General features: G+C 67.1%; 22 protein-coding genes and 1 pseudogene. 8 read left to right on the top strand and 15 right to left on the bottom strand.

The genetic code is table 11. From position 1 onward, the window contains the following. Positions 1-115 precede the first annotated feature (115 nt). The 8 genes and pseudogenes from MUO23_08335 to MUO23_08300 all read left to right on the top strand — a co-directional run bounded on the left by MUO23_08335 (position 116) and on the right by MUO23_08300 (position 9075). Positions 116-1483, top strand: coding sequence for an aminotransferase class III-fold pyridoxal phosphate-dependent enzyme (locus MUO23_08335; protein MCJ7512963.1), 1368 nt, complete (start codon positions 116-118; stop codon positions 1481-1483). Between the two features lie 3 nt (positions 1484-1486). Then, complete coding sequence (locus tag MUO23_08330) at positions 1487-2311, top strand: sugar phosphate isomerase/epimerase (GenBank protein ID MCJ7512962.1); 825 nt, start codon at positions 1487-1489, stop codon at positions 2309-2311. After that, a complete protein-coding gene (locus tag MUO23_08325) occupies positions 2311-3153 on the top strand; it encodes a sugar phosphate isomerase/epimerase (GenBank protein ID MCJ7512961.1) in 843 nt (280 codons plus the stop codon). Before MUO23_08330 ends, MUO23_08325 begins: the two co-directional genes overlap by 1 nt. Before the next feature lie 172 nt (positions 3154-3325). Further along, positions 3326-4939: a hypothetical protein gene (locus MUO23_08320; GenBank protein ID MCJ7512960.1), complete on the top strand. Its 1614-nt coding sequence runs from the start codon at positions 3326-3328 to the stop codon at positions 4937-4939. Positions 4940-5060: 121 nt separating this feature from the next. Then, positions 5061-5918, top strand: a pseudogene (locus tag MUO23_08315) (thiamine pyrophosphate-dependent dehydrogenase E1 component subunit alpha). A 216-nt stretch (positions 5919-6134) separates the two neighbouring features. After that, a complete protein-coding gene (locus MUO23_08310) occupies positions 6135-7058 on the top strand; it encodes an alpha-ketoacid dehydrogenase subunit beta (GenBank protein MCJ7512959.1) in 924 nt (307 codons plus the stop codon). A gap of 8 nt (positions 7059-7066) precedes the next feature. Next, the gene (locus MUO23_08305) at positions 7067-8383 is read left to right on the top strand and encodes a 2-oxo acid dehydrogenase subunit E2 (protein MCJ7512958.1); all 1317 of its coding nucleotides are present in this window, start codon (positions 7067-7069) and stop codon (positions 8381-8383) included. 17 nt (positions 8384-8400) lie between these two features. Next, a complete protein-coding gene (locus MUO23_08300; GenBank protein ID MCJ7512957.1) occupies positions 8401-9075 on the top strand; it encodes an aspartate/glutamate racemase family protein in 675 nt (224 codons plus the stop codon). 202 nt (positions 9076-9277) lie between these two features. Here MUO23_08300 and MUO23_08295 read toward each other — a convergent pair whose 3' ends face one another. The 15 genes from MUO23_08295 to MUO23_08225 form a co-directional block, all read right to left on the bottom strand. After that, positions 9278-9844 (bottom strand): GNAT family N-acetyltransferase, encoded by a 567-nt coding sequence (locus MUO23_08295; GenBank protein MCJ7512956.1) that lies wholly within the window; start codon positions 9842-9844, stop codon positions 9278-9280. Positions 9845-9886: 42 nt separating this feature from the next. Further along, on the bottom strand, positions 9887-10792 hold the full coding sequence (locus MUO23_08290) for an NAD(P)/FAD-dependent oxidoreductase (protein ID MCJ7512955.1): 906 nt from the start codon (positions 10790-10792) through the stop codon (positions 9887-9889). Positions 10793-10817: 25 nt separating this feature from the next. Next, positions 10818-12173, bottom strand: a complete 1356-nt coding sequence (locus tag MUO23_08285) for an NADP-dependent malic enzyme (protein ID MCJ7512954.1) — start codon at positions 12171-12173, stop codon at positions 10818-10820. A gap of 68 nt (positions 12174-12241) precedes the next feature. Next, positions 12242-13165, bottom strand: coding sequence for a dihydropteroate synthase (locus MUO23_08280; GenBank protein ID MCJ7512953.1), 924 nt, complete (start codon positions 13163-13165; stop codon positions 12242-12244). 17 nt (positions 13166-13182) lie between these two features. Next, the gene (locus tag MUO23_08275; GenBank protein MCJ7512952.1) at positions 13183-13947 is read right to left on the bottom strand and encodes an AAA family ATPase; all 765 of its coding nucleotides are present in this window, start codon (positions 13945-13947) and stop codon (positions 13183-13185) included. Further along, positions 13944-14963 carry a hypothetical protein gene (locus MUO23_08270; protein ID MCJ7512951.1) on the bottom strand — a complete coding sequence of 340 codons (1020 nt, stop codon included), beginning with the start codon at positions 14961-14963 and terminating at the stop codon, positions 13944-13946. The genes MUO23_08275 and MUO23_08270 overlap by 4 nt, the downstream gene beginning before the upstream one ends. A 34-nt stretch (positions 14964-14997) precedes the next feature. Beyond that, the gene (locus MUO23_08265; protein MCJ7512950.1) at positions 14998-15903 is read right to left on the bottom strand and encodes a 4Fe-4S cluster-binding domain-containing protein; all 906 of its coding nucleotides are present in this window, start codon (positions 15901-15903) and stop codon (positions 14998-15000) included. Then, positions 15900-17846 carry an ASKHA domain-containing protein gene (locus MUO23_08260; GenBank protein MCJ7512949.1) on the bottom strand — a complete coding sequence of 649 codons (1947 nt, stop codon included), beginning with the start codon at positions 17844-17846 and terminating at the stop codon, positions 15900-15902. Before MUO23_08260 ends, MUO23_08265 begins: the two co-directional genes overlap by 4 nt. Positions 17847-18007: 161 nt before the next feature. Further along, positions 18008-18274: a hypothetical protein gene (locus tag MUO23_08255; GenBank protein MCJ7512948.1), complete on the bottom strand. Its 267-nt coding sequence runs from the start codon at positions 18272-18274 to the stop codon at positions 18008-18010. A gap of 53 nt (positions 18275-18327) precedes the next feature. After that, positions 18328-19668 (bottom strand): acetyl-CoA decarbonylase/synthase complex subunit gamma, encoded by a 1341-nt coding sequence (acsC, locus tag MUO23_08250; protein ID MCJ7512947.1) that lies wholly within the window; start codon positions 19666-19668, stop codon positions 18328-18330. Positions 19669-19686: 18 nt separating this feature from the next. Further along, positions 19687-20652 (bottom strand): acetyl-CoA decarbonylase/synthase complex subunit delta, encoded by a 966-nt coding sequence (locus MUO23_08245; GenBank protein MCJ7512946.1) that lies wholly within the window; start codon positions 20650-20652, stop codon positions 19687-19689. A 149-nt stretch (positions 20653-20801) separates the two neighbouring features. Beyond that, positions 20802-23078: an acetyl-CoA decarbonylase/synthase complex subunit alpha/beta gene (gene acsB, locus MUO23_08240; protein MCJ7512945.1), complete on the bottom strand. Its 2277-nt coding sequence runs from the start codon at positions 23076-23078 to the stop codon at positions 20802-20804. A gap of 9 nt (positions 23079-23087) precedes the next feature. After that, positions 23088-25097 (bottom strand): anaerobic carbon-monoxide dehydrogenase catalytic subunit, encoded by a 2010-nt coding sequence (cooS, locus tag MUO23_08235; GenBank protein MCJ7512944.1) that lies wholly within the window; start codon positions 25095-25097, stop codon positions 23088-23090. Positions 25098-25122: 25 nt separating this feature from the next. Then, complete coding sequence (locus MUO23_08230) at positions 25123-25497, bottom strand: heavy-metal-associated domain-containing protein (GenBank protein ID MCJ7512943.1); 375 nt, start codon at positions 25495-25497, stop codon at positions 25123-25125. Continuing rightward, on the bottom strand, positions 25485-26098 hold a 614-nt coding region (locus MUO23_08225; protein ID MCJ7512942.1), incomplete at its 5' end, for a DUF166 domain-containing protein. The genes MUO23_08230 and MUO23_08225, both read right to left, overlap by 13 nt.

Here is a 26098-nt window from a genome sequence, read left to right as displayed (position 1 = left end):
CGCTATGCTAATCTTGATGTGTGCAATCGTTCTCACAGCATGGCATCATCGGCTGTGGGAAGACGCCGGGCCGCGGGCTGATCCACCCGCGGCCGGGTTCCTCAGGAGAGGCACGATGACCCAACCGAACGTCCACGCCGTCCACCGCGATTGGGATCGCCCCTTCCCGATCATCGTGCGTACCGAGGGTATCTTTCTGTATGACGCCGACGGCCGGCAGTACATCGATGGCTCGGGCGGTTCATCCGTCGTCACGACCATCGGCCACGGCGTGGCCGAGGTCGCCCAGGCGATGTTCGACCAGGCGCAGCGTTTCTCGTTCTACCCGGCGCACGCCTTCACCAACGAGCGCTTCCTCGAACTGTGCGACGTGGTCGTGAGCCTGGCCCCCGGCGAATTGAAGGACGCCAGCCGCGTGTGGGTCACCTGTACCGGCACCGACGCCACAGACGATGCCGTTCGCCTGGCGCGTCAGTACTGGGTCGAGCGCGGCCGGCCGTCCAAGTACCAGATCATCGGACGCTGGCAAGGCTTCCACGGCAATACCATCTCCGTGGCCGGCTTCTCGGGCATCCTCTCCCGCCGGCGCATCTTCCAGCCCATGTACCTCGACTCGCCGCACATCCCGCCGGCCTTCTGTTACCGCTGCCCCTTCGAGAAGACCTATCCCGAGTGCAACCTGTTGTGCGCCCGCGTCCTGGAGACGGCCATCCGCCAGCAGGGTCCCGAGAACGTCGCCGCCTTCATCGCCGAGCCGGTCGTCGGCGCGGCCTTGGGCGTGGCCCCTGCCCCGCCTGGCTACTTCCAGCTGATCCGCGAGATCTGCGATCGGTACGACGTGCTGTTCATCGCCGACGAGGTGATGACCGGCTGGGGCCGCACCGGTCGTCTGTGGGGCCTCGACCACTGGGAGACCACCCCGGACATTGTCGCCACGGCCAAGGGCATGACCGCCGGCTACACCCCGCTCTCGGCGATCATCGCTCGCGACTCGATCTGGCAAGTGCTGCAGGAGCATCACTCGTCGTTCAAGGCCGGGCACACGTTGAACGCCAACGCCGTCTCTTGCGCCGGCGCGCTAGCCGTCATCGCCTATAGCCTCGAGCACAACCTGGTTGAGAACTCGCGCCTGCGCGGCGAACAAGTCCTGGCCGGCTTGCGCCGTCTGATGGAGCGCCACCCGATCATCGGCGACGTGCGCGGTCTGGGCTTGATGTTCGGGCTTGAGTACGTCCGCCGCCGGTCGACGCGCGAGCCGTTTCCGCCCGAGCGCGGCGTGAGCGCCCGGATCGAGCGCGCAGCCCTGAAGCACGGCCTGGTGACCTACCCGTGCACCGGCTCGCTCGACGGAACCCTGGGCGACATGACGCTGATGGCGCCGCCCTTGACTATCACGCCCGCCGAGGTCGACCAGCTGCTCGATCTGCTCGACCGGGCCATCGCCGATGTCGAGCAGGAGCTCGGCCAGGAGATCGAGGCCTGAAGGATGCGCCTTGCGCTCGCCGTCCAGACGCCCGACGTGACATGCCCGCTGCCCGTTGCCCTGCTCTCCGGCACCTGGTCGGAGAAACTCGACAAGGCGGCCCGGCTCGGCGTCGATGGCCTCGAGTTGATGACGGCTGATCCGGCGCAGCTCGACGTCCCTGAGCTGCGGTCCGAGCTTGAGGCGCACGGGCTGAAAGCTGCTGCCATCGGCAGCGGTGCAGCCGCCATGCAGGCCGGGCTGTACTTGTTGCACGCCAATCCCGATGTGGCCGCCCGCGCCCGCACCCGCCTGAACGAGTTGATCGCCTTTGCCGCTGCCATCGGCGCCCCCCTGGTCACGATCGGCAGCTTTCGCGGCCGGCTGGCTTGGGCAGGCAGGGACGGACGGCTCCGGCTGGCGGAAGTTCTCCATCAGGCGGCGGAGGCAGCGGCCGCCGCCGGCGTGCGGCTGGCCCTCGAGCCACTCAACCGCTACGAGGCCGACCTGATCAACACTGCCGAAGAAGGTCTGGAATTCGTCGAGGAGGTCGGACACGCCGCTCTTGGACTGCTGCTCGACACATACCACGTCAACATCGAGGAGGCCTCCTGGGAGCTTCCCTTTCAGCGACTGATGCTGGCCGAAAGGCTGTGGCACATCCACCTGGGGGACAACAACCGTCTCCCGCCGGGTGAGGGAATGATCGACTTCCCCCTGTTGGTGCGAACGCTTCGCACCCTGGGCTACACCGGTACGTTGTCCGCCGAGCTCCTGGCGCGCCCGGATCCCGACACTGCCGCCCGTCGGACGGTGGAGCACATGCGACCGCTGCTGGAGGCTGCCTGATGCGCCTGAGTTGCCTGCCGGTTTCCTTCTTCGCCGAGATCCTTGACGGGCGTATGACGCTCGCTGAGTGGGCGCGCCTTGGCCACAGCCTCGGGCTGGAAGCCATCGACCTGAGCATCCTCTTCCTGCCGCAGCGCAGCGTTGAGGCGGCGCACGGCGCGCGCCGGCAGATCGAGGACGCCGGCAGCCGCGTGGCGATGATCACCACCTATCCAGACTTCACGCACCCCGACGCCGCGCAGCGCCGCCGCGAGCTCGAGCTTGCCATTGAAAGCGTGGGCGTGGCCGAAGCGCTGGGCGCCGATCTGATCCGCGTCACCGCCGGGCAGGCGCACCCATCGACCGGACGCGCCGAGGGTATCGCCTGGGCGGTCGACGGCCTGTCGCGCCTCGTCGACGCCGTGCGCACCAGCCCGGTCCGGCCGGTGTACGAGAATCACGCCAAGCCGGGCGCCTGGGAGTACACCGATTTCTCGACGCCGCCCGGCATCTTCCTGGAGATCGCCCGCGGCACTGCGCCCGCCGGTCTGGGCATCAACTTCGACACGGGGAACGCCGCCGCCTTCGCCGCCGATCCTCTGGCGCTCCTCGATCAGGTGATCGATCGCGTCGTCAGTGTGCACATCGCCGACACGGCTGCCTTCGGGGAGCTCAAGCCCGTGCTGATCGGGACCGGCATCGCCCCGATCGCCGCGAGCTTCGAGCGGCTCGTCGCGCACGGCTGGGACGGATGGCTGTGCATGGAAGAGGCCTCCTTCCAGGGCAGCGCCGGCGTCGAAGCCGCTGCCCGCTTCGTACGCCGCGCGTGGGAGCAGGCCTGCGCCGTCAGGGCGCACGGCTAGTCTGCCGGAGAGCCGGAGGCGCATGCCAGCTCTGCCCATGCACCCACCCCATGATGCCGAGTTCATCCGCCAGGCCCTGCGGTCCGAGCTGGCGCGCTGCCGGGACAATGCACAGCGCGATCCGCTGCCCACGATCCTCGCCGGCCGCGTCCAGGCGGCGCTGAATGACCTCGTGTTCTACTCGCCGCCGTCCGCCTTCCGGCGTATCGCCGGCGATTTGGCGCCACGCCTACGCGCCGCCTTCGGCTCCGCCGACACAACCCGGCAGCGCGCTTTGCTGCAGTTCGCCGCTGAGCTGAGCACCTGGCTGCGCGCCTTCGTGCCCCTGTGGAACCTGTCGAACCCGGCGCTGTTCCCCCAAGATGCGCTGCCTGCGGACGACGTCGCCCACCTCGGCCAAGCCTGGCACGCGCTGGCGGCCGAGTTGGCGCGATCGGCGCCCGAGGCGGAGGCGGACCTCCTGGCGATGCGTCGCCTGCAGGCCGCGGCGCGCTTCCGCGCCGAGGCGGCGGCCGACCCGGAGGCGGAAGCGTCGGCCTTCGTCGGTGCCTCGCTGCCCGCCAGCCTCGAGGCGCTCGAGCACGCGCTGCGGGCCAGCCAGCTTCGGCGCATCGCCGAGCTGCGCGCCGCGGGCGGCACACGCACCGAAATCAGCAACGACTATGCCGCCTTCCTCGACTACGCTCTGCTCCTCGGTGCCAGCTTCGTCACCTGCAACCCGCCGCTCGTCGACCTGGCATGGAGAGCCGACCCCGCGCGCTGGGATCCGGTGGTGGATCGCCTACACGCCGCCCAGCCTAAGGCCGACGGGGACGCGCTCGCCCGCTCGGTCACGCTCGAGATCGTGCTGGCCAACATGCGCGGCCTGCGGCCCATCTTCCTGCTGACCGAAGGCCGCATGGGCTGCGTCAGCCTGCAGGTCAACCCGAAGCGGCATGACGACGCCGGCACGATGCTGCGCGATGCAGGCGCGATCTACGCCGAGTTGTCGGCCCGCCTCGACGGTGAAGTCCCGAACGTCGTCTTCAAGCTCCCGGGTACGCAGTCCGGCCTGGACGCCTGCCGCGAGCTGACCGGCAGCGGCATCGGCGTGACGATCACGGTCAACTTCGGCCTGTTTCAGCATCTCCCATTCGCGCGAGCGATCTCCGAGGGCGGCGCGCTCTTCTCCACGCTGGCGCACATGAGCGGCCGGCTCGCCTTCCCGGTGCGCGACGAGCTGCTCGGCCGGCTCAGCGACCTGAGCGCCGAGGGCATCAGCGAAAACCAGGCCCGGGTCGCAGCGGCCTGGTCCGGGGTGGCCGTCCTCAAGCGCCTGCAGCGTGTGATGACACAGCGGGGGATCGACCTCGCCCGAGTCAAGCCGCTCATCGCCTCGCTGCGCGTCTACCAGGGTGAGCCCCACGCCGCGCTGCCCAGCGCGGTGCCGGATATCACCGAGGTCCTCGGGACCGGCATCCTGACCGTCTTCCCCAACGTCCGCCGGGCCTTTGACCAGGGTCCGCAACTCCCACTCGACCCCGCCCGGATCGAGGCGCCGGCGCCGCCGGAGGCCCTGCGCGTCCTCCGGTACAGCGAGCTGTTCAAGCAAGCCTACTGGCTCGGGCCATGGGCCGATTCCGGTGAGACGGACGACCCCGCGCTGAGGCCGGCGCATCCACTCTCACTCAACGACGCCCGCGCCACGGCCGCCTGGACGCCGGTGGCCAACACGCTCGACGAATTCTGCAAGGCCTACGACACATTCGTGGATCGCATCCTGGCGCGCCGCCCGCGCGCCGGATGATCGGATGAGGTGACTCATGGCGAAGCGCACCACCCGCACCTCCCCGGCGCGCACGCCTCCGGCGGCGTCGGGCAAGACGATCGACATTCCCAAGGCCCGTAGCCTCGATCTGCTGCGGCAGATGTGGGAGATTCGGCTGTTCGAAGAACGCGTCTACGACCTGCTGGGCAAGAATCAGATCAAGGGCGCCTCGCACCTGTACGCCGGCGAGGAGGCGGTCGCCGTCGGCGCCATCTCGGTGTTGCGCGACGATGACTGGATCACCAGCGCCCACCGCGGCCACGGACACTGCCACGCCCGCGGCGCCTCGATGGCCAAGACCGAAGCGGAACGCGTCGAGCACTACAACAAGATGATGGCCGAGCTGTGCGGGCGTGCCACGGGCTACTGCCTGGGGCGCGGCGGCTCGATGCACATCGCCGACGTCCAGAAGGGCAACCTTGGCGCCACCGGCATCGTCGGCGGCAACATCCCGGTCGCCACCGGCGCCGGGCTGGCGCAGAAGCTGATGAAGAAGGACAGCGTCGTGCTGTGCTTCTTCGGCGACGGCGCCTCCAACACCGGCAACTTCCACGAGTCGCTCAACATGGCCGCCCTTTGGAAGCTGCCGGTGGTGTACATCGTCGAGAACAACCTGTACGGCATGTCGGTCCCGCTCGAGAAGGCCACCGCCAAGCTGGAGATCGCCGACCGCGCCTGTGCCTATGGCATCCCGGGCGAGGTCGTCGACGGGATGGATGTCATGGCTGTGCGCCGCGCGGTCGGCAAGGCAGTGGACCGGGCACGCAAGGGCCAGGGCCCGTCGCTGGTCGAGTGCAAGACTTACCGCTGGTACGGCCACTCGCGCTCCGACCCGCGCGCCTACCGCACCAAGGAGGAGGAGGCCGCCTGGAAGGCACGCGACCCGCTCCCGGCCTTCGTGCAGCGTTTGCTCAAGGAGAAGGTCGCCACGCAGGCCGAAGTCGAGGCCGTCGAGGCGGCGGCGCGCCAGGCCATCGATGTCGCCACCGATTTCGCTTTCGCCTCGCCCCTGCCTCCGGTCGAGGAACTCGAGCACCACGTCTATGCTCCCTTCCACTGGACGTCAGGCGACGTTGAACGCGAGGCCGAGCTGCGGGCACGGGTGCGCGCCGGCGGACCGGGCACGCGCAAGATCCGCTACTGGCAGGCGATCCAGGAAGCACTGCGCGAGGAGATGATCCGCGATCCGAAGGTCTTCCTGATGGGCGAGGACATCGGCCCGTACGGCGGGGCCTACGGCGCCACGCGCGGCCTGATCGAGGAGTTCGGCGACGAGCGCGTGCGCGACACGCCGATCTCTGAGGCCACCATCGGCGGCGCGGCGGTGGGTGCGGCGATGGCTGGCCTGCGGCCGGTGGCCGAGATCATGTACGTCGACTTCACGCCGTTGGCCATGGACCAGATCGCCAACCAGGGCGCCAAGAACCGCTACATGTTCGGCGGGAAAACGACCGTGCCGATGGTCATCCGCACTGAGGGCGGCGCCGGCCGCAACATCGCCGCCCACCACTCGCAGTCGCTCGAGGCGCTGTGGACGCACTTCCCCGGCATCTACGTCGTCATGCCCGCCACGCCCTACGATGCCAAGGGACTACTCAAGGCCGCCATCCGTGACGACAACCCGGTGATGTTCATCGAGCATAAGATGCTCTACGGCCTCGAAGGCCTCGTGCCGGAGGAGGACTACATTATCCCCTACGGTGTGGCCGATGTGAAACGCAAGGGCAAGGACGTCACGCTAATCACCTACTCGCGCATGGTCCACCGCGCCCTGGAGGCGGCCGAGAAGCTGGCGCCCGAGGGCATCAGCGTCGAGGTCGTCGACCTGCGCACGCTCAAGCCGCTCGACATGGACACCGTTGCGGCTTCGGTGCGCAAGACCGGCCGCGTCGTCGGCCTGACCGAAGGCTACAAGACCGGCTCGTTCATCAGCGAACTGGCGATGCGCATCCAGGAGGAGCTGTTCGACTGGCTCGACGCGCCGATCGTGCGCGTGTGCGCCGCCGACGTCCCCGTGCCGATGAGCGACCCGCTGGAGGACGCCGCCATTCCCAACGTGGCGCGCATCATCGCCGGCGTGCGCCAGGCACTGCAGTAGGAGGCGGCATGGCCACCGAAGTCATTCTGCCCATGCTGGGCGAGACGATGAACGAGGGCACGATCGTCGCCTGGCTCAAACAGGAAGGCGAGCTCGTCCAGCCGGGCGACGTGCTCTACACCGTCGAGTCGGACAAGGCCACGCTCGAGGTCGAGGCGCCAGCGGCCGGCTACCTGCGCCGCATCGTTGCGCCCGCCGGATCGACCGTCGCGGTCCTGTCGGTCGTCGCCTACCTCACCGCGACTCTGGAGGAGGTCGTCTCCCCTCCGGCGGGCCAGGTCGCGGCTGCGCCCCGTCCCGCCGGAGCCGTGCCGCGGGCATCGGAAGCCGCCGCCTCGGACCGCGGCCCGGCATCCCCCGCCCCGCTTCCCGCCGGGCGACTCGCCGCCAGCCCGCGCGCCCGGCGCGCGGCGCGTGAACGCAGCCTGGACCTGACGCGCCTCACTGGCAGCGGCCCGGGTGGCCGCATCGTCGAACGCGATCTGGACGCCGCGCCCTCTGGGCCGCGCCTGACCCCCGTCGCCGCACGCATGGCCAGCGATCTCAAGCTCCGCTTGGCCGGCATCGCCGGCACCGGCCCCGGGGGCCGGATCACGCGCCGCGATCTTGAGTCGGCAGAGGTCGCCGCCCCATCCGTAGCGACGCTCGAGCCGCTCAGCCGCACACAGCGCATCATGGCCGAGCGCATGATCGCCTCGTTCACCTCGGCGCCGCACTTCTACCTGCATGCCGAGGTCAACGCCCGCCGCTTGCTGGCCGTGCGCCAGGACCTTTTGCCGATCCTGGAGTCCGGGCACGGATTGCGGGTGACGATCTCCGACCTGCTTGTCCTGATCTGCGCCCGCGCCCTGGTCCGTCATCCGCAGGCCATGGCCCAGTACACTCCGGACGGCCTGCGCCTGGCGCCGGGCATCCATATCGGTGTCGCCACCGACACGCCCAATGGCCTGGTCGTCCCGGTGATCCATGGCGCCGACCAACTTCTGCTTCCGGACCTTGTGCGCAGGCGCACGGAACTGGTCGAGCGCGCCCGTGCCGGCAAGTCGCTGCCGCAGGATTTCGACGGCGGCGTCTTCACCCTCAGCAACCTGGGCGCCTCACGCGTCGATTCCTTCGACGCCATCCTCAACCCGCCGCAGGCCGCCATCCTGGCCGTCGGCCGCATCACCGAACGGCCGTTTGCCGAAGGCGGAGCGATGGTCCTGACGCCGACGCTCAAGCTCAGCCTGGCGGTCGACCACCGCGTCCTGGATGGCGCCAGTGCGGCGCGCTTCCTCGACGACGTGGTGTCACTGCTCGAAGCTCCGGCCCAGGCTTTGGCCTAGCCGGCGCAGGAGGCTTCATGGCACGAACGCTGGTCTTCGTCCACACCGTCCCCTCGCTGGTCGACCTGTTCACACGCCTCAGCCGCGAGCTGCTCCCGAACGACGTCGAGATCTGGCACATCGCCGACGAGATCCTGCTCAAGGTCGTCCTGGCACAGGGAGGGCTTTCAGCCTTCATCCATCAGCGCGTCGCCGAACACGCGGTCTCGGCCGAGCACGCCGGGGCGGCGGTCGTACAGCTCACCTGCTCGTCGATCTCCCCGTGCGCCGAGACCGCCCGGTCGCGGGTGCGCATTCCGGTCCTCACGGTCGATGAGCCAATGGTCGATCGGGCGCTGGAGCTTGGCGCGCGCATCGGCGTGGCGGCGACGGCGCCGACGACGCTCCGCCCGACAAGCGACCTGCTTCGCGCACGCGCCCAGGCAGCCGGGAAGGATGTCCAGATCGAGGCGCGCCTGGCGGAGGGCGCCTATGCCGCCCTCTTCGGCGGCGACCCCTCGCGGCACGACGCCATCGTCCGCCAGACGATCGAGGACCTGCTCCAGCGCAACGACGTCGTCGTGCTGGCGCAGGCGTCGATGGCGCGCGTCGTTGAAGCGCTTCCGCCCGAGACGCTGGCCTGCCCGATCCTCACCAGTCCCCGACTGGCGCTCGAACACGCCGCCCGCGTCCTCCGCGAGCCCCCCGCTTGACCACAACACCAGGTCCAGGGTCAGAGAGTCGATTCCGATGGCTTGAGTTAGGCGCTTTTCCGCAACCTGCTGGTGCAGTACAAGGCGATTTCGCCGGCCCAGCCGGGCCTGGCGGTGTCCGACAGCGCGCCTGATCTCAGTTACGCGCCTCGCGGAGCGGATCGCTCTGGGACTTCTCGCAAGACAGCTTCCGCCTCTTCGGCTAGAACTCCTGCGCCCCGGTCCGCAGACGAAGGATCAAATGCACGGCATCCATAAAGGTGCCGTCCGGGAGCATGAAGTAGTCCTCGTAGGTGCACTTGGCCTCAAAACCGAGCTTCTGGAAGGCGCGCACGTCGCTGGTGCGCTCGGCGGCGACCTCGGCTTCGAGCAGGTACAGGCTGCGCCGTTTGGCCAGATCGATGATCGCCTGCAGCAGCCGGGTTCCCAGGCCGCGGCCGCGGAAATCCTTGGCCAGGAAGACGCGCACTTCGGCCCGGTGCCGGGCTGGGCCGGTGTTCAGGTGCAGGCTGGTATGTCCGACCATGCGCTCGCCGACCATGGCGACGAGTGGGTAGACAACGTCGTAGTCGAGATCATCGACCCAGGACCCGACGGCGCCCGGATCGTCGACGTCATGCCGCATGTAGCGCCGGTCTTCCGGCGTCAGGTTGGAATACAGGGCCAGCAGCGGCTGCTGGTCCTCGGCCGTCAGCGGGCGCAGCAGGATGCGCGCCCCGTCGGCCAGGGTGATCAGCTGGCGGTAGGCGATCTCTTGGGGCGGGGACATACCTTTCTCCTTCCCGGCGGGCTGCCGCCGTCCGACCGGGTGTCAGTCAGGCTGCTGCAGCAGGTAGTCGTAGGCGGACAAGGCGGCCTTGGCGCCTTCGCCGATCGAGATCAGCACCTGCTCGGAAATCACATCGGTCACGTCGCCGGCGGCGAAGACGGCCTCGCACGAAGTCCGGTTGCGGGCATCGACGATGATCCGGCCGGAGACGTCACGTTTTACCAGATCGGCCACGATATCGGACTGCGGCACCAGGTCGATTTCGACGAAGAAGGCATCGGCAGTCAGCTCGAGCTTCTCGCCGTCTCCCTGGACGATGATCTTGCGGGCGTACGCATCGCCCTGAACCGACTCGACCTGGTAGCCCTCCAGGATCTCGACGTTCGGCGCTTGGCGGACGCGGGTGCCCATCGGTGTGTCCAGGTCGCCGTGAGTCGGCGCCACCAGAGTGACCTTGCGGGCGATCGTGGCCAGTTCGGCCGTTGAGCGCATGGCCAGCGCCGAGTCGCCGATGACGCACGTGTCGCGCTCGATAAACAACGGCGCATACGACACGGCGCTGTAGCACAGGCCGCGCATCATGTATTCCTTCTCGCCCGGCACGTCCAGCCGCTGGCCCCAGGCGCCAGTGGCGACGATCAGCGCCCGGGCGGAATACGCCTGGCCGTTGCGGGTGTGCACCTGGAATCCCTTGGGCAGCTTCTCGATCTTGATCGCCTTGTCGAAGACGCGCGAGAACTCCAGGTAGTCGATCTCGTTGGCGAAACGGTTGACGACCTCTTCGCCGGTGATCACCAGGTGCTTTTCGATGAAGGGCAGCTGCAGGCGGAAGTTGGTCTTGCCGCCAAGGTCGCGGGTGATCAGCAGAACCTTCAGACGCTTGCGCAGGGCGTACACCGTCGCCGTCAGGCCGGCCGGTCCGCCCCCGAGAATGATCAGGTCATACATCGTGGTTCACTCCTCATCCGGGCTGTTAGGGCAGGGCGATGAAGCCGTCGGACATCATCTTCTGGGTCAGGCCGCGCGACCGCTTGATGATCCGGCCGGCGTTCTCGAGTTCTTCTTCGTAGGTGATGGTCTTTCCGGCCACCCCTTCCTTGATGGCCATCATGGCGACGGCTGCCGCCTCGCGTGGGAAGACCTCCCATTCATCCATGTTCGGGATGATGTAATCTGGCTTCAGGCCCTTCTCCTCAGCCATCGTGGCCAATTCAGTGGCGGCGGCCATGCACATGGCATCGGTGATCGTCTTGGCGCGCACATCCAGCGTGCCGCGGAAGATGCCGGGGAAGCCCAGCGAGTTGTTGACCTGGTTGGGGAAGTCGGAGCGTCCGGTGGCGACGACGGCGGCGCCGGCTTCCTTGGCCTCCCACGGCCAGATCTCGGGGATCGGGTTGGCGCAGGCGAAGACGATCGCGTCCTTGGCCATCGCCCGCACCCACTCGGGCTTGATCACCCCCGGCCCGGGTTTCGACAGGCCGATGACGACATCCGCGCCGCGCATGGCGTCCTCGATGCTGCCCTCCCGGCCTTCGGCATTGGTGATCTGGCACATCTTCCACTTGTCGACGAACTCGGCCTTCCGCAGCTCGATGTCGTGGCGGTCCTTGTGCAGGATGCCCTTGCTGTCGACCACCCGGCATTTCGCCGGGTCCGCGCCGGCGGAGAAGATCAGGCGGGCGCAGGCCACATTCGAGGCGCCGGAGCCGATGAATGTGATCTGCACATCGCCGATCTGCTTGCCGACGATCTTCAAGGCGTTGATCAACCCGGCCAGCGTCACCGTGGCCGTCCCCTGCTGGTCGTCATGCCAAATCGGGATCTCGGCCTTGGCACGCAGGGTGTCCAGGATGCGGAAGCACTTCGGGTTGGAAATGTCCTCCAGGTTAACTCCGCCGAACCCCGGCTGGATCAACAGCACGGTCTCGATGATCTTGTCGGGGTCCTTCGTGTCGAGCATGATCGGCCAGGCGTCGACGCCGCCCAGATACTTGTACAGCAGCGCCTTGCCTTCCATCACGGGCAGGCCGGCCTTGGGGCCGATATCGCCCAGGCCGAGGACCCGCGTGCCATCGGAGACCACGGCCACCGTGTTCCACTTATGCGTGTGCTCGTACACAAGCTCGGGATCTTGCTCGATCGCCCGGCAGGAGGCGGCAACCCCCGGGGTGTACCAGATGGCGAAGTCGTCTAGGCTGCGGACGCAGCACTTCAGGGCTACCTCGACTTTGCCTCGGTAGAACGGATGCAGGACCATGGCGTCCTTCGAGGGCTGGGTCGCCTTGGCCAACAACTCCTCCACAGTGGGAGTCGGCGTGCTTTCGACCATGGGTGTACGCTCCTTTGTCCGCCGGTCGGGCGTCAGGTTGCGCCCGGATGGGCCAATGTCAGCACCGCCTACAGTCGCAAGTACGAGTCGGTGTAGATCACCTTGTTCAGCAGAACCTGAACCGTCTTCCAGACGTCCGCCTGAAGCGGATCGGCCAAGTTGACCTGATCCGGCTCCAGCGGTTCGCCGGCGGCGACGACATCCCGCAGCTTGAGGTACAGGGCGCCGACAGGCGTGCTGTCGTCGCGGGCCTCGACAATCCGAATGGTCTCCATCAGATCCAGGTCCAACGGATCGACAATGGCCGCGTCCAGGCCGACCCCCATCAACATGACCAGATAGACCCGATTGAGCAGTGGCCGCATCTCCGCCGGCACCTGGTTGGAGACGTTTGACAGGCCGACGACGGTCATCGGGGGTGGGTCCATGACCATCTTAACCATACGCACGGTTTCAATCGCCTGTGGAACGTACTCCTGGCAGCCGGAAACTGTCAGGATTAGCGGATCGATCAGCAGATTCTGCATCGGGACGCCGACTTCCTCCGCCCGGGGGATCAGCTTCTCCATGGCGATGGCCACGCGGGCGTCGGCGCTGACCGGGATGCCGCTCTTCTCGATGCACAGGGCGATCAGCTTCGAGCCGTACTGGGCGGCCAGCGGCGGGACATTGGCCAGGCGCTCCTCCTCGGCCGAAGTCGAGTTGATGATGGCGTTGGCGCCCACCTTCTTCAGCCCGGTCTCGATCGCTGCCAGATTGGTGGTATCGAAAGACAGGGTCATCCCCGGCACCGCTTCTTGCATCACGTCGACCAGCCAGGTCATGACCTCCGGACCGTCCTTCTTGCGCGGGCCGACGTTCAGGTCCAGGGCATCGGCGCCGGCCGCCTTCTGCCGCCGGGCCAGGTCGACGAAGAAGGCCCCCTCGCGGTTGGTGATGGCCTCCTTGACCTTGGGGGAGATGATGTGGATGTTCTCTCCAATCTTGTACATCGATTCGCTCCTTGAAGTCAGATCGTGCTCAGGATGCGCTCGGCCAGGGCGTCGATCGCCCGGCCGGCGGCGGATTCCCCATCCAGCCAGATCAAGGGTTGCCCCAGGGCATCCAGCTGGTTGACTTGGTCATCGGCCGGGATCAGGCTGGCTAGCGGGAGGGCGCTCTCGTGCACCGCTTGCTGCAGCGCTTCGGGCAGCGCCCCCTGCACCCGGTTGATAACCAGCAGGGTGTTCTTGACATTGACTTCGACGTCTTTGGCGAGCTGGCCGATGCCGGCCGCGGTCTTCAGGCCGCGCACCGTCGGATCCGACACCACCAAGAGCAGGTCGACATCCTGGGTCGTGCGCCGGCTGATGTGCTCCATGCCGGCCTCATTGTCGATCACCACGTAAGCGTAGCTGCGGCCCAGCTCATCGACGACCTGGCGCAGCAGGTGGTTGACGGCGCAGTAGCAGCCCTGGCCTTCCGGGCGGCCCATCGCCAGCAGGTCGACCGCCTCGCCCTCCTCTAGCGCCAGGCGCACTTCCTGGCGCAGATAGTCGTGGCGGCTGATGGCGACCCCCAGCTGGTGGGCCTGGGCGGCCTGCAGCATCTCCTCGCGCACGTCCCCGACGGTGACCGGCATCTGCAATCCGAGGGCCAAATGCAGGTTGGTCGCCGGATCGGCGTCGATCGCCAGGACCGGGGTGGCGCCGGCGCGCAACAGGGCGCGGATCAAAAGCGCCGCCAGCGTGGTCTTTCCCGTTCCGCCCTTGCCTGCCAGGGCAATTGTCTTCATACCGTTACTCCCATACCTTTAAGTGCGCGCAGGGCGCGCAAAGTGATCCACTTGTTGGACTGGCGCTTGGCCCCCAGGTCGAACCAGGTCTTTCCGATGTAGCTGTACTCGAGCGGCCAGGTGCCATCCGCAAGCCGCTTGGAGAGGATGAGCGCCGCCAGCGGCTGGAGACACTGGTCGCGGCCGCGGCCGAGACGCACCAGCACCTCGGCCGTACGCAGGCAGTCGGTGACATAGCCCATCGGGTAGCCGAATCGGAACCAGGACTGGCTGGGCTTGGCGGCGTAACCCATTGGGTAGTCAGCCGCGGCCGGGTCGCGGCTCAGCAGGAAGCCGACACCCTCGGCCAGCGCCCGCCGGACGGCGGGTGTGCGCCGCCGCACCGGGATGCGGCTCAAGGCATCCAGGGCAGGGATTGCCCCCCAGGCGCACGGCAGGTGATCATTGGCCGCACAGCAGAAGCCAGGGGCGCTGTTGCCGGAGCGGAAGTGGCGCGGCGCGGCGTGGCGCTGATCGGCGGCTGCGATCCGCTCGCCGGTGATGCTGCGCGCCAGCCAATCCAGCGCTTCCCCAAGGCGCGGGTCTTCGGCGAAGCCGAGCTCCAACAACGAGGCGCACAGGTTCCCCTGCAGGCAGTGAATCAAGGAGGCCGGGGTGGCATTGCACGCGAAGCCGCCGTACGGCTCCGGGGCACGGCTGTGATCGAGGACGTAGTCCACCGCCTTGCGCACCCGACCGTTCTCGCCATCGGCGCCCAATTGGCCCAGGAAGATGATCTGCCACACCGTTCCGGTGTACTTGGGTGAGTACCCCGGCCCGGGCTTGACCCACCAGCCCTGCGGCTGCATCGCCTGCAGAATCTCCTTCACCGGCGACGAGCGCACCGTCTTGCGGCGGGCGGCCAGCAAGTTGGGGTCATCGGCAGGCGCTCCCAGCAGGTCGCGCAGGGCGAAGAACCGCACGCCGGGGTCGCGCTTTTCGAGCAGCCAGTCCAGCACGGGGCGCGGCTGGCTCATGGGCACCCGACCTGCCAGGCTGCGGAGACCGGCTTCATGAAAGCCCCTCGCCATACATCTGCCCTGGCCCAAGGAATGCCGGCAAGCGGACACGGAGCTGGTCGCGGGCGGTGTAGCACAGGTGACAGGCGTCGGCATAACCGTCGGCCGGGACCAGTCCGTGGGCGCGGACGAGCTCTGCCGGGCCGCCGCGAATCAGCGGCCCGAGGATTGGATGCCGGTCGGGCGCGTAGCCCGCCATGATCTCGGACAGGGGCTGGACGAATAGGTTGCCGATCAGCAGACCCTGGCAAACGTGCAGATGGCCCAGGTAGTCGACGTGCAGGCGTTGCGGTTCGACCAGCTCCTCGTAAGGACACTCGGTGAAGCCTTCCCAGTCCAGCTTCGGCGCGGTCGCGGCGAACGACGGGATGGCCCGGCCGCGGTACACGATCGCCCCGCCTTCGATCGGCTGGCCGCGCCCGGGGTCCGGGGTCTCCCTCGGCATGTTGGGCGTTTCGCACACGAGCAGGTTGGCCCGGATCGCCAGCCGCTCGGCGGCGGCCAGGGCGTTGTGAGCCTGGGAGCTGACGGGCTCGTCCGAGTGCAGCAGGTCGGAGGAGACGAAGACGTCCTCCAGATCGCCGGCCATCGGCCGCAGCCAGGCTTCGGCATCCGTTGAGGACGTCGCCCAGTAGCCGTTCGTGACGATGCCGGGCTTCAAGCCGCGCTGCGCCGCCAGGCGGACGCCGGCGGTCAGGATGGGGTAAAACAGAAAGGGCTCCCCGCCCTCAAAATACACCCGTTCGATCGTCCTTGCGTCCACGGCCTGATCCAGCGCCTGCTCGATGTCGGCCAGGGAAAAGGTGCCCTGCTGTTCCGGGCTGCCCCAGGTGAAGCAGTGCTCACAGGAGGACAGGCATTGATAAGTCAGCAGGAAGTGCAGGCCGGTGAGCGTCATGGGGTCGCTGCTCCGTCTGCAGCCGGTTCACGGGCGGTGTAGCGATCCCAGACCTCGGCTACGCTGGGGAAGCGGGCGATCTCGGTGTGGGGCAGGAACATGGCGGCGGTGAATGCCTCGTAGAAGGTGTTGTCGGCCGAGAGTTCGATGTAGGTCATCTGCCGGGCGAGCTGCGCCACCAGCTGGCGCTGATCGAGTGAAAGCAGCGCCATGTAGGCGCCCTGCAGGGCGGTGTTCCCCAGGAAGTGGAAGCGTTCCCAGGGAACATCGGGCAGCAACCCGATCTGCACCGCCTTCTCGACGTTGATGTATTTGCCGAACGATCCACCGACCAGCACTTGTTCGACGGCAGTGAGGCTGACCCCGACGCTCGAGGCCAGGACGGAGAATCCGGCGTAGATGGCGGCCTTGGCGCGCATCAGGTTGTCGACATCGACTTTGGTCAGGACGATGTCCTTGCCGCTTTCGGTCTCGGCCCCCCAGGCGACGACATACTCCGGCCCGTGGTCGCCCTGGCGAACCCGCGGCGAGCCTAGGTCGATCTTGACGCCGCCGGCGCGATCGACCACGCCGGTGACGAACAACTCGGCCAGGAGCGAGATCAAGCCGGAGCCGCAGATGCCGCGCGGCTTACCCCCGCCGATCACGCGATAGGTCGGTTCATACGTCGTCGAGTTGACCCAGACCTCCTCGATGGCGCCTTCGGTGGCGCGCATGCCGTCGACCACGCCCGCGCCCTCAAAGGCCGGCCCGGCGGAACAGGCGCAGGTGACCAGCCAGTCGCGGGTGCCGAGCACCATCTCGCCATTGGTACCGACGTCGATGAACAGGGTCAGCACGTCGGTTGTCGCCAGGTCGCAGGCCAGCACCCCGGCCGAGATGTCGGCCCCGACATAGGAGGCAATGCCGGGCAGGCAGTCGACGACGGCTTGAGGGTTGATCGGCAGGCCGATCTCACCGGCCATGAAGGCCGAGGGCAAGTTGACGGTCGGGATGAACGGCGCCACGCGGATCGGCCCGGGGGGTATGCCCAGGAACAGGTGAATCATGGTCGTGTTGCCGGCCACGACCGCCTTGAGGATCATGTCCCCGGTGACCGCCGTGCGCTTCTGGAGACGGTCAAGGAGCAGCCCGATCGTTTGGTGGACTCGCTGGGTCAGCGATGGCAGGCCGTCGTTCTTGGAGGCGTAGATGATGCGCGAGATCACGTCCTCGCCGAAGGCGATCTGGCCGTTGTATTCGGCCGCCGATGCGATCACCTCGCCCGAGGACAGATTGACCAGGTGCAGGCTGACCGTCGTCGTGCCGATGTCGATCGCCAGACCGAGGGGCTCGATCGGTTCGGGGCGCACGTCCAGCAGGCGCGGTGGGCCGTTGGGGCGAGACCACGACCGGGTCTCGAGCGCCACCCACGGAGTCCACTCCGACTGTCGCAGCGCGTCGCCCATGCGGCGGATCATCCCCAGCGGGATCTCTACCTCTGGGTAGCCGGCCTCGGTCAATCCTTTCTGCAGGCGCATCAAGTCGTCGGTGTTGTCCTGCAGGTTGGGCTCGGGCAGGCTGAGGCGGAAGGCGTGAACGCCCTGCAGGTCCGAAGTGTAGGGGAAGGGCAGACTGACGCGGGCGGCCGCCTTGTCGGTCACCAGCCGGCGTTCGATCTTTTCCTGCTCGGGAATGGTGACCGTCAGGTCGCCCTCGATGACTGTCTGGCAGGCGAGGGCATAGCCGGTCTGCAGATCCTCTGCCGTCAGGCGCAGGCTGGAGCGGCGGCGCGCGCCGCCTTCGACCAACACGGCGCAGCGGCCGCAGCGCCCCTGTCCGCCGCACGGCTGCGCAATCTCGAGGCCCGCCTGTTGAATCGCCTCAGCGACCAGGGCGCCGGTTGGCGCCTCAATGGTCGAGTCGGATGGAAGGATGCGGACCTTGTGCGTGGCCAAGGTCATGCCCCATGGCGGTCATCGGGATCTCGGAGGGAAGAGACCGGGGGCGGCGAGGTTGGATCGGTGTTCTCGCCTCCCGGGACTTGTGCCTCCCGCCGATTTCGCCGTTCTCGCCTGCTCCTAGGGGGACCGGAGGCTCGGAGCACCCGGTCCCCTGATCGGTCCTAGTTGTAGCTGTCGGTGATGGCGTCGGCGATGCGGGCCGCCTCGATCTGCTCGGTTCCCCAGAACCAGCGGGTCAGCGCCAGGCCCTCGCAGGCGGCTTGCCCGGCCAGGCGCATCACCCGCGGGATGTCCGTCTGGTGTCCGCAGGCCAGGGTGCAGGGCGCGGGCGCCCCGCACTGCAGGCAGGCTGCGGCCGCCCGCGCCACCTGAAGGCTGTCGAAGTCGAGATACGGATCCCGCCAGGCCTTCGGCAATCTCAGTGTCATTCCTGACCTCCATCCAACCGACAGGTACCCATCTGCGCGCCGAGCGCAGGCGATCAGTTCTTCCAGGTCGCCTTCAGGTAGCCGCTGATGTCCACCGCCTCGCGCGGGCCGACCAGGATCTGCCAGCCGGGCAGCTCCTCTTCTAGCTCACCCGACAGTACCGCCACCGCGCCTGGGATCAACAGCTTCTTGTGACTGACCTTCTGCTCGAGGCCGAAGCCCTTGATCGACTTGGCGATGCGTTCGGCGTCGAACTTCCCGGCTGCCCAGGCGGTGAGCACGCTCATCCCCTCGGCGTCGGCCACGACCAGCCAGGCCGGCCAGCCTGAGCCCTCGACCTCGTTGGCGACGGCGAAGTAGGTGATCGAGAAGTTGGTCGTCACCATCAATGGCGAGTCGGCGTTCGGGTTGTTGATCTCGTACACGCCGGGCTGGACCTGGATCGGCTTCTGTGGGTCGGTGTAGATGTTCTGGCGCAGCACGAGCAGCGGGTAGAACGACGCCGGGTCAAAGGTGTCGAGCACGATGAAACCAGCGTACTTGGCGATGTGTTCGGCGGCCAGCAGGGTCTCATCGGCGCCGGTGGCGCCGGGAAAGGTGATCACCGGAAAACCGAGTGGACGGAAGTTCTTGCGTAGCGCCAGGCGGCGGGCTATCGTCAGCTGCTCGAGCGAGTCCTTGTAGCCCGTGATCGCCGGATCCAGGACGATATCCTCCAGGCCGGCCTTGGCCAGGTTGTCAGTCAAGGCCGCGAGGGAGTCCAGGTCGGCGGCGCGGGCGACCAGGGGTACCTTGGCCGCCTTGGCGATCTCCGCCATGGCCTGCCAGTTGTCGGCAGTTGCGGCATGCAGCAGGGGTCGGCTGTCGCCGGCGGCCTCCAGCCCGGCCTTGGCCAGTTCGGGGGTGGGGGCGATCAAGATCAGGGGCTTCTGGCTGGCGGCGTGCACGACGGCCACGGCCGCGGCGAAGGTCTTGGCATCGCCGGAGGCAGCCTCGACGGCGAAGCCATCCAGGGTCAGGTTGATTCCGACATAGTCGACCTGGTAGGCATCGGCTTCGGCGGCCTTCTTCTTGAGGTCTTCAGGCTTTTCGCTGTCGCGCAGGCGCCAGAACAGACCCGGTCGGTGGTAGAAGGTCTTCTCATGGCGGAAGAGAACGGTCTCGTTTCCGACCTGCAGACGCTGATCTGCCGAGCCGATCTCAATCAGGCGCATGGGCGGCGCCGAGGCGGCCTCGAGCTTGGTCTTGGCCTCTTCGGTGACGTAGGGACAGGCCTTCAATTCCGCCTGCTTGGCAGCCAGCTTCATGGCAAAGGCCAGGCAGGTGGGGTAGCTGCATTCCTTGCAGTTAGTCTGCGGCAGGAGCTTGTAGATTTCGAGTCCGGTGAGTGCCATCCGATTCCTCCCGCGGCCTCAGGCCGTGACCTTCAGGCCGTCGACCACGCCGCGCAGCCGCTTGAGCGTCTCCGGATGGCGCAACACCACGATGTTGGCTCCGGCGTACAGCAGGGAATTGGCGGTGACGGCTTCCCAGTTTAGGCTGCGGCGTTCCCAGTCTCCCCAGGCCTTGGGCACGCCCTCGCCGACGCGAGCTTCCTTGACGCGCCAGGCCTCTTCGCCGGGGGTGACAATCATCGGCTGTTGGGTCATGCTGTCGCCTTGCAGGGCGGCCAGCCGCAGCCGTTCCATCACCGAATAGCCGTACTCGATGCCGTAGCCCAGGGCGCCGGTGGTCGGATCGATCACAATCCGGTCCAGCGGCAGGCCCATGTCGTGGATGAGAATGACCAGCTGCTTGGACAGATTGACATCCATCGGAGTCTTGGACTGCACCAGATGATCATTGGCCAGGGCGGCGGCCACCAGGGTGCGGTAGTTCTTCTCTTCGCAGACGCCGAGCAGGATGCGCTCGCCTTTGGCCTCTTCGGCCACCGGCACCATGAGTTCGTTATCGAGCTCAGCCTGGCCGGGCCCGACCACAGCCAGGGGCAGGCCGGTGGCGTCGAGCACTTTTCGCACCGCGGCCCGGGCCTTAGCGGGGGTTGGGCGCTGTCCCTCGGCGTCGGTTAGGCTGAGGCACAGATAGATCATGTCGGCGCCGGCGGCCTCGGCCGCCTTGGCCCATTCCCCCGGATCCTGCAGGGCTTCGCCCCAGGCCTTGTACAGCAGCGGCGACCAGTCATCCGGTTTGCGGTCCCGGACTTCGACCGACAGAACCGGCGGATTCGGAAGTGCGCCTTCGAAGCTCAGATGCGGCAGGGCGGTATCTCCGCCCAGGGTGACGAGGCGGCTGCGGGTCCCCCCTTCGGCGCTCGTCGCACCCAGTCTGACCTCGCGAACCTTGCCCGTCCACTTCTCCTTGGGAATCTCGATGGTCATGCGCCTGTTCCTCCGTGCCAGGGGGGGCGGACGACGGCCGGTGGGGTGGAAGGGGCGGCCCGTTGTGCGACTGGCCGCCCTCCCAACGCATCCCGGCTGAGAGGCGCCCGGAGCTCCCCCGAGACTATGATAGCCGTGTCCGCCCGCGACTAGAACAACGAGGGCATGGACAGAGCCGGGTGGTTCTTGTCCGTCAGGAACTGCATCAGTCCTTCGACGTCGGTGCAGATCCGCTCGTCGGCGATCTTCGAGAGCAGGTCCGGGTCCCCTTCGCGGATGGAGACTTTCTCGAGCTGCTCGGCCATCTGCTCCCTGAGCACCGACGACATCCAGACGACCCGCTTGAAGCCGCCGTCGGCCGAAATGAACTTGGGGCTGAGTATGTAGAACTTGCCGTGGCCCATGATGCCCGGAGTCTGCAGCCCGCCGCCGGCCATGCCGGCCAGGGTCGAGAAGGTCATGCCGGCCGGGGTCATGCTGGTGTCCTCGCGGCTGACGATCATCACGCCATTGGCCTCGGGGATGACCATGGCGATGCACTCGAAACAGCCGCAGGCCGTCATCGGGTTTTCCATGATCGAGTACATCGAGACGTCGGTAACCTGTTGGTGGCTGGCGCCGAGGGCGAACTCATTGACCCCGACATAGTAGCCCTTGACGGGGTCCAGCTGTGCGGCTTTCTTGATCGGCTGGTTGGGGCCGGTAGGGTTGATCTGGTTGGAGGCCTTGCAATCCAGCCAGTTGTAGGCGCCGCACAGGCCGAGGCGCTCGGGGCTGATGATGCACACGTGGTTCGGGGCGAAAGACTGGCACAGTGTGCACGAGTAGAAGGTGTCCACGCTCTCGTCGGTCATCGAGCCGATTCGCACATTGCGCTCTTCGTAGGCCTGGCGGGCCTTGTCCAGCCACTCGGCGTGCAGCTTGGGATCGGTGATGATCTGGACCTGGACCTTATCCACGATGCTGCCAAAATCGGCATGGAAGCGGGCGTGCAGGATGTCGCCGAAATGTTTGAGGTTGAACCCCTTGTCGGCGGCGGCCTGGCTGATGCGGATCCAGGCGATGTCGCGCTGGCCGATGTGCTGGATGCCGGAGGCGCCGTTGACGAAGTAGTGCACCTGGCGTTCGAGCACGGGCTCGAAGTCCTTCTCCATCTTGCGGCCGGCCACCTTGATGATGATGCCCAGGTCCATGGCGCCCTGCGGATGGGTGTCCTCGAACCCGGGCCCGACGATCTCGATCTTGCCGTCCTCCACTTTGTCGAGGTCGGCCAGGTGCAGGTACTCGAAGGCGCGGCTGTTCTTGCCGCCGAACTCGACCCGCATGTCGTTCTTGCGCACGACCTCGCCCTCGAAGGCCGAGCCGTAGGGCACCGGGATCGGGATCTCGCTGACCTTGACCTTGACGCCCCGGATCTCGATGCACTTCTGCACCAGCCGTTCGGCGCGTTCCAGGTCATCCTTGCCTTCGATCTCGTTGAACGGCATTGACACCACGTGCTCATAGGTGGTGACGCCGGTCGGCAGGATCTCCGGGATGACCGTATCGGCGATGACCGGGAAGCCGAAGTTGATGGCGCCGGCGGCGGTGGCGTACTTCAGGTCGTCGACCTCGCCCAGGGCCAGGACGAAGGCGAAGACGCGGTTCTTGTTGTAGAGCAGGATCTTGCGGGCCTGGCCGCCCTTCATGCCGCCGAAGGTCAGCGCCGAGCGTACGGCGAAACCCAGCGGGTAGATGGCCGAGACGGTGTCCGTCCCGAAGGGCACGGTGTAGGTGTCATAGCCCAGCTCGACACCCTCTTCTTGGAGCTGATGGATGATGCTCCGCCCGTTGACGTTGCCGCACAGGAAGGTCAGGATGTTGCGCCGCTGCAGCTCGCGCACGATCTTGACCGCGACCTCGTTCGATTTGGCACAGCCGACGATGGCGGCGAAGCCGGGCATGCGCCCGTCGACCAGTTGGATCCCCCACGAGCGCAGCTGGATGTCATCGATCGGGCCGTTGAGGTGGCCGTGGCCGTTGTCGCCGTTCTTGGAGGGGTAGGCCGTGCCGCCGGCCAGCTGGAAGCCGGGCAGGGATTCTGGCTGCAGTTCGTAGACGAACCGCAGGGCCATGATCACTTCTTCGGCCAGCAGCGTGGCCATGCCCGAGTCCAGCGTCTCACCCAGGTACGGAGTCCAGCGGCGATCGGGAGGCACTGGATGCAGCAGCCCCTTGGCGTGCTCCAACGCCGGCTGCAACCCGCCGATCGTGGTGACCTCCATTCCGGTCATGCCCAGGATCGTCGGCAGGTAGTAGGCGGTGTTGGGGAAGGAGACCGGGGTGTCGGGCCCTTTCTCCTCCAGGGCGCGCTCGAGCATGACCTCGGCTTCGCGCACGATATCGTTGGCGCCCCGAATGGCGTGGGTGGCGATGTAGCGTGACATGATTGGCTCCTAGTCCCCGGCCGGCTGCCCGTACAGGGCTTCGGCGCGTTCTTCCGGTTCGAGTTCCATCAGCTTGAGCATGCGGGCGTCTCCGCTCCGCCCGAAGCGGGTGGGGTCGTACGGGGGCAGCTTCAAGGCCGCCCGCTTCTTGTCGATGTGCTCCAGCGCCCGCCGCACCATCTCGGCGTCCTCGACGACGAACTCGATCTTGCCGCCGAGCTTCTTCTCCCAGTCCTGGCTGAGGATGCGGGTGACCTCATCGCTGCCTGCGACCGGGCTATGGATGCCCATGATCACGTAGGCGCCCGAGGCGGCGCAGTAGCAGGCGATAGCCAGCGCCTTCTCGCTCATCCATTCCGGCGCGATCCCAACGGCTGGCACCTCGGAGATGTCATCGCCCAGGCCGCCTTCTTCCACGACCTGGGTGAGCACGGTCAGGATGCGGGAGTTGTCGACGCACGAGCCCATATGCAGGACGGGCGGCATGCCGGTGGCCTCGCAGACCTCGCGCAGGCCGGGGCCGGCCCATTCCATCGCCGCCTCGCCCAGCAGGTAGCCGAACTTGCCGCTAGCGATGGCGCCGCAGCCGGTCTCGACCACCAGCACGTCATTCTTGAGAAACTCCCGCACCAGGTAGTCGTGTGAGGCGTCCTGGGTTGTGCGCGGGTTGTTGCAGCCGACGTCGGCCACCACGCCCCGGATACGGCCGCTCATGATGGCGTCGTTCAGCGGGCGGAACGAGGAGCGGTAGGAGCCGCCCAGCATGTAGTTGATGTATTCGTGCGAGAAACCCGGCACAACGTCCGAGGACACGTCCGGGATGTCGACCTCGCCCCGGTTGGGGTAGTTGTCGATCGCCCGGCGCACGATGGTCCTGGCGATCTCGTAGGCGTTTTGCTCGTCGAACTCGATGTGCGTGGCGTTGGTGATCTTCACCTTGGGCGAGGTCGTGATGACTTCTGTGTGGAACTTCTTGGCCAGGTCGGGCAGCGCCTGCATGATGCACTGCACGTCGACCACCATGGCCTCGACGGCCCCGGTGATGATGGCCAGCTCCTGATGCAGGAAATTGCCGGCCGACGGAACGCCCTGGCGCATCAGGGTCTCGTTGCTGGTGCAGCAGATACCGCACAGGTTGATCCCCTTGGCGCCCTTGGTCCCGGCGTACTCGATCAGCTCGGGGTCGGTCGTGGCCGCCAGGATCATCTCCGACAGGGTTGGCTCATGGCCGTGGACGACGATGTTGACCTCGTCGTGCCGCAGTACCCCGAGGTTGACCTGCGAGACGAGCGGGCTGGGGGTGCCAAAGAGGATATCGGAGAGATCGGTGGCGATCATCGACCCGCCCCAACCATCGCCCAGCGACGTTCGCAGCGTCTGATGTAGGATGTGCTCCGGGTCCTGGTCGTCGCCCATATGTGTCCGGTGCAGCACGTCGACGATCTCGCGGTCGATCCCGCGCGGGGCGAGCTTGAGCTCGCGCCACAGCTGCTTGCGCTTGGGCGGGGCGGAGTCGACGTGCGCCACTTCGCCGGTCTGCTGTCCAAACTGCGCTAGACAGGTCTCGGCGACATCGAGGGCGATGTCGCTGACCGGCCGGGCTTCGGTCGGGATTTTCAGCTTGCGGGCAACCCGCTCCAACCGGTACGGGTCTCGGATCTTGTAGCCTTTGGCCTCTCCCTTGGCGACGGCCCGCAGGGTCAGGGCCAGGTCGCGGCCGTGATCGGAGTGGGCGGCAGCGCCAGCAGCGACGGCCCGGGCGAAGTTGCGGGCAGCGATAGTATCGATGGTGGCGCCGCACACACCGGTCTGTCCATCCTTGACCAGCCGGCACGGGCCCATGAAGCAGAGCTTGCAGCACGATCCGGTCGACCCGATCGGGCAGGGTGCCATCTGCTCGGCGCGGGAGAACGCCGTGTCCAGGCCAAGCGCATCGGCTCGGATCAGCATCTGCTGAGCGGCGGGGTCGAGCGATCGTTCCTGGGGTGTGCGCGCTTTCTTGCTTTTCACTGGGGGCATGGCGGTCGGTCCTCCTTTGGCCTACTCACTCTTTGGGAATGTGCTGAATTTCGAAACCGGGACACGGCCACAGGGCTCGCCCCTGCAGCGTGGGAGACTGCTCAGCAAAGGCCATCGACTCGCCAGTGCCGGACAGGATGGCGGTGTGGCGCCCGGAGCGCTCGCCCAAGGGGAGGGCGAAAGCCGGCTCCGGAGCGCCAGCGACGTATCCCTGATTCTCCAGGGCCTTCACGATCTCTGCCTGCGTGACGACCGTTGGGTAGTACTTGACCACAAGCTGATGCGCGGCGGAACTGGCGAGGATCTCGGCCACGCCATCCATCGGCTCCAACAGCTTGCGGACGGCAGTCGTGTGGTGATCGCCATACAGGGCTGGGATATTCATGACTAGGCGTTCCATCCGGGCTCTCTCCTCTCGCTGGCGACGTCTTCGCTTCGACCGTGGGGCCGCACGTAGGGCGTCGGGGACAGGTGCTGGCGGATCTCTTCCTTAAGCGCATCCCGCAGGCAGTCCCCGGAGATATGCATTAGCGTGTCGCCGTAGTCCGCTTCCTGGTTCATGCTCGCCAAGCACGGGAAATGGTGGTGCAGCATGCCGGCCTGTTCGATGGCCTCGTCGACGTGGACGTTCACCAGCTCCTCGGCCACATGATGGCTGCAGCCGCAGGCGGCTTCGCGCACGATCTCGATCTTCTGGATGTGCCCTCCGGCGACCTGAACGTCGAACTTGGGCCGGCCAAAGTGAGCCGCGAAGCGGCGGATCAGCGGGTGATCGTAGTGCTCGACGTTTGGGGTCCGGTTGTACTGGGTTTCGGTCAGAGTGCAGAACGGGCGGGGGAAAACCACGGCCGCCCCTTGGCCTTCGAGCCATCCCCGCAGTTGCCCCACCAGACCGAGGGGCAGAGACTCGGTCCGATCGATGGGCGCGATCACGGCCGTGGCGCCGGTCAGGCGCACGATCTCGGGCAGCAACTGGGCCACCCCCGCCACCTCCCCCAGGG

The organism is Anaerolineales bacterium (assembly GCA_022866145.1).
Taxonomy (GTDB): domain Bacteria; phylum Chloroflexota; class Anaerolineae; order Anaerolineales; family E44-bin32; genus PFL42.
The sequence above is the reverse complement of the archived record's forward strand: the minus strand, read 5'-3'. Positions and strand labels throughout refer to the sequence as shown.

Excerpts from the sequence above, each read along its gene's own strand:
- MUO23_08260 (MCJ7512949.1), bottom strand. The coding sequence starts at position 17,846 with ATGACCTTGGCCACGCACAAGGTCCGCATCCTTCCATCCGACTCGACC.
- MUO23_08245 (MCJ7512946.1), bottom strand. The coding sequence starts at position 20,652 with ATGACCATCGAGATTCCCAAGGAGAAGTGGACGGGCAAGGTTCGCGAG.
- MUO23_08330 (MCJ7512962.1), top strand. The coding sequence starts at position 1,487 with ATGCGCCTTGCGCTCGCCGTCCAGACGCCCGACGTGACATGCCCGCTG.
- acsB (MCJ7512945.1), bottom strand. The coding sequence starts at position 23,078 with ATGTCACGCTACATCGCCACCCACGCCATTCGGGGCGCCAACGATATC.
- MUO23_08280 (MCJ7512953.1), bottom strand. The coding sequence starts at position 13,165 with ATGTACAAGATTGGAGAGAACATCCACATCATCTCCCCCAAGGTCAAG.
- MUO23_08310 (MCJ7512959.1), top strand. The coding sequence starts at position 6,135 with ATGATCCGCGATCCGAAGGTCTTCCTGATGGGCGAGGACATCGGCCCG.
- MUO23_08265 (MCJ7512950.1), bottom strand. The coding sequence starts at position 15,903 with ATGACGCTCACCGGCCTGCACTTCCTGCTGACTTATCAATGCCTGTCC.
- MUO23_08300 (MCJ7512957.1), top strand. The coding sequence starts at position 8,401 with ATGGCACGAACGCTGGTCTTCGTCCACACCGTCCCCTCGCTGGTCGAC.
- MUO23_08335 (MCJ7512963.1), top strand. The coding sequence starts at position 116 with ATGACCCAACCGAACGTCCACGCCGTCCACCGCGATTGGGATCGCCCC.
- acsC (MCJ7512947.1), bottom strand. The coding sequence starts at position 19,668 with ATGGCACTCACCGGACTCGAAATCTACAAGCTCCTGCCGCAGACTAAC.
- MUO23_08290 (MCJ7512955.1), bottom strand. The coding sequence starts at position 10,792 with ATGTATGACCTGATCATTCTCGGGGGCGGACCGGCCGGCCTGACGGCG.
- MUO23_08295 (MCJ7512956.1), bottom strand. The coding sequence starts at position 9,844 with ATGTCCCCGCCCCAAGAGATCGCCTACCGCCAGCTGATCACCCTGGCC.
- cooS (MCJ7512944.1), bottom strand. The coding sequence starts at position 25,097 with ATGCCCCCAGTGAAAAGCAAGAAAGCGCGCACACCCCAGGAACGATCG.
- MUO23_08230 (MCJ7512943.1), bottom strand. The coding sequence starts at position 25,497 with ATGGAACGCCTAGTCATGAATATCCCAGCCCTGTATGGCGATCACCAC.
- MUO23_08275 (MCJ7512952.1), bottom strand. The coding sequence starts at position 13,947 with ATGAAGACAATTGCCCTGGCAGGCAAGGGCGGAACGGGAAAGACCACG.
- MUO23_08255 (MCJ7512948.1), bottom strand. The coding sequence starts at position 18,274 with ATGACACTGAGATTGCCGAAGGCCTGGCGGGATCCGTATCTCGACTTC.
- MUO23_08285 (MCJ7512954.1), bottom strand. The coding sequence starts at position 12,173 with ATGGTCGAAAGCACGCCGACTCCCACTGTGGAGGAGTTGTTGGCCAAG.
- MUO23_08325 (MCJ7512961.1), top strand. The coding sequence starts at position 2,311 with ATGCGCCTGAGTTGCCTGCCGGTTTCCTTCTTCGCCGAGATCCTTGAC.
- MUO23_08305 (MCJ7512958.1), top strand. The coding sequence starts at position 7,067 with ATGGCCACCGAAGTCATTCTGCCCATGCTGGGCGAGACGATGAACGAG.
- MUO23_08270 (MCJ7512951.1), bottom strand. The coding sequence starts at position 14,963 with ATGAGCCAGCCGCGCCCCGTGCTGGACTGGCTGCTCGAAAAGCGCGAC.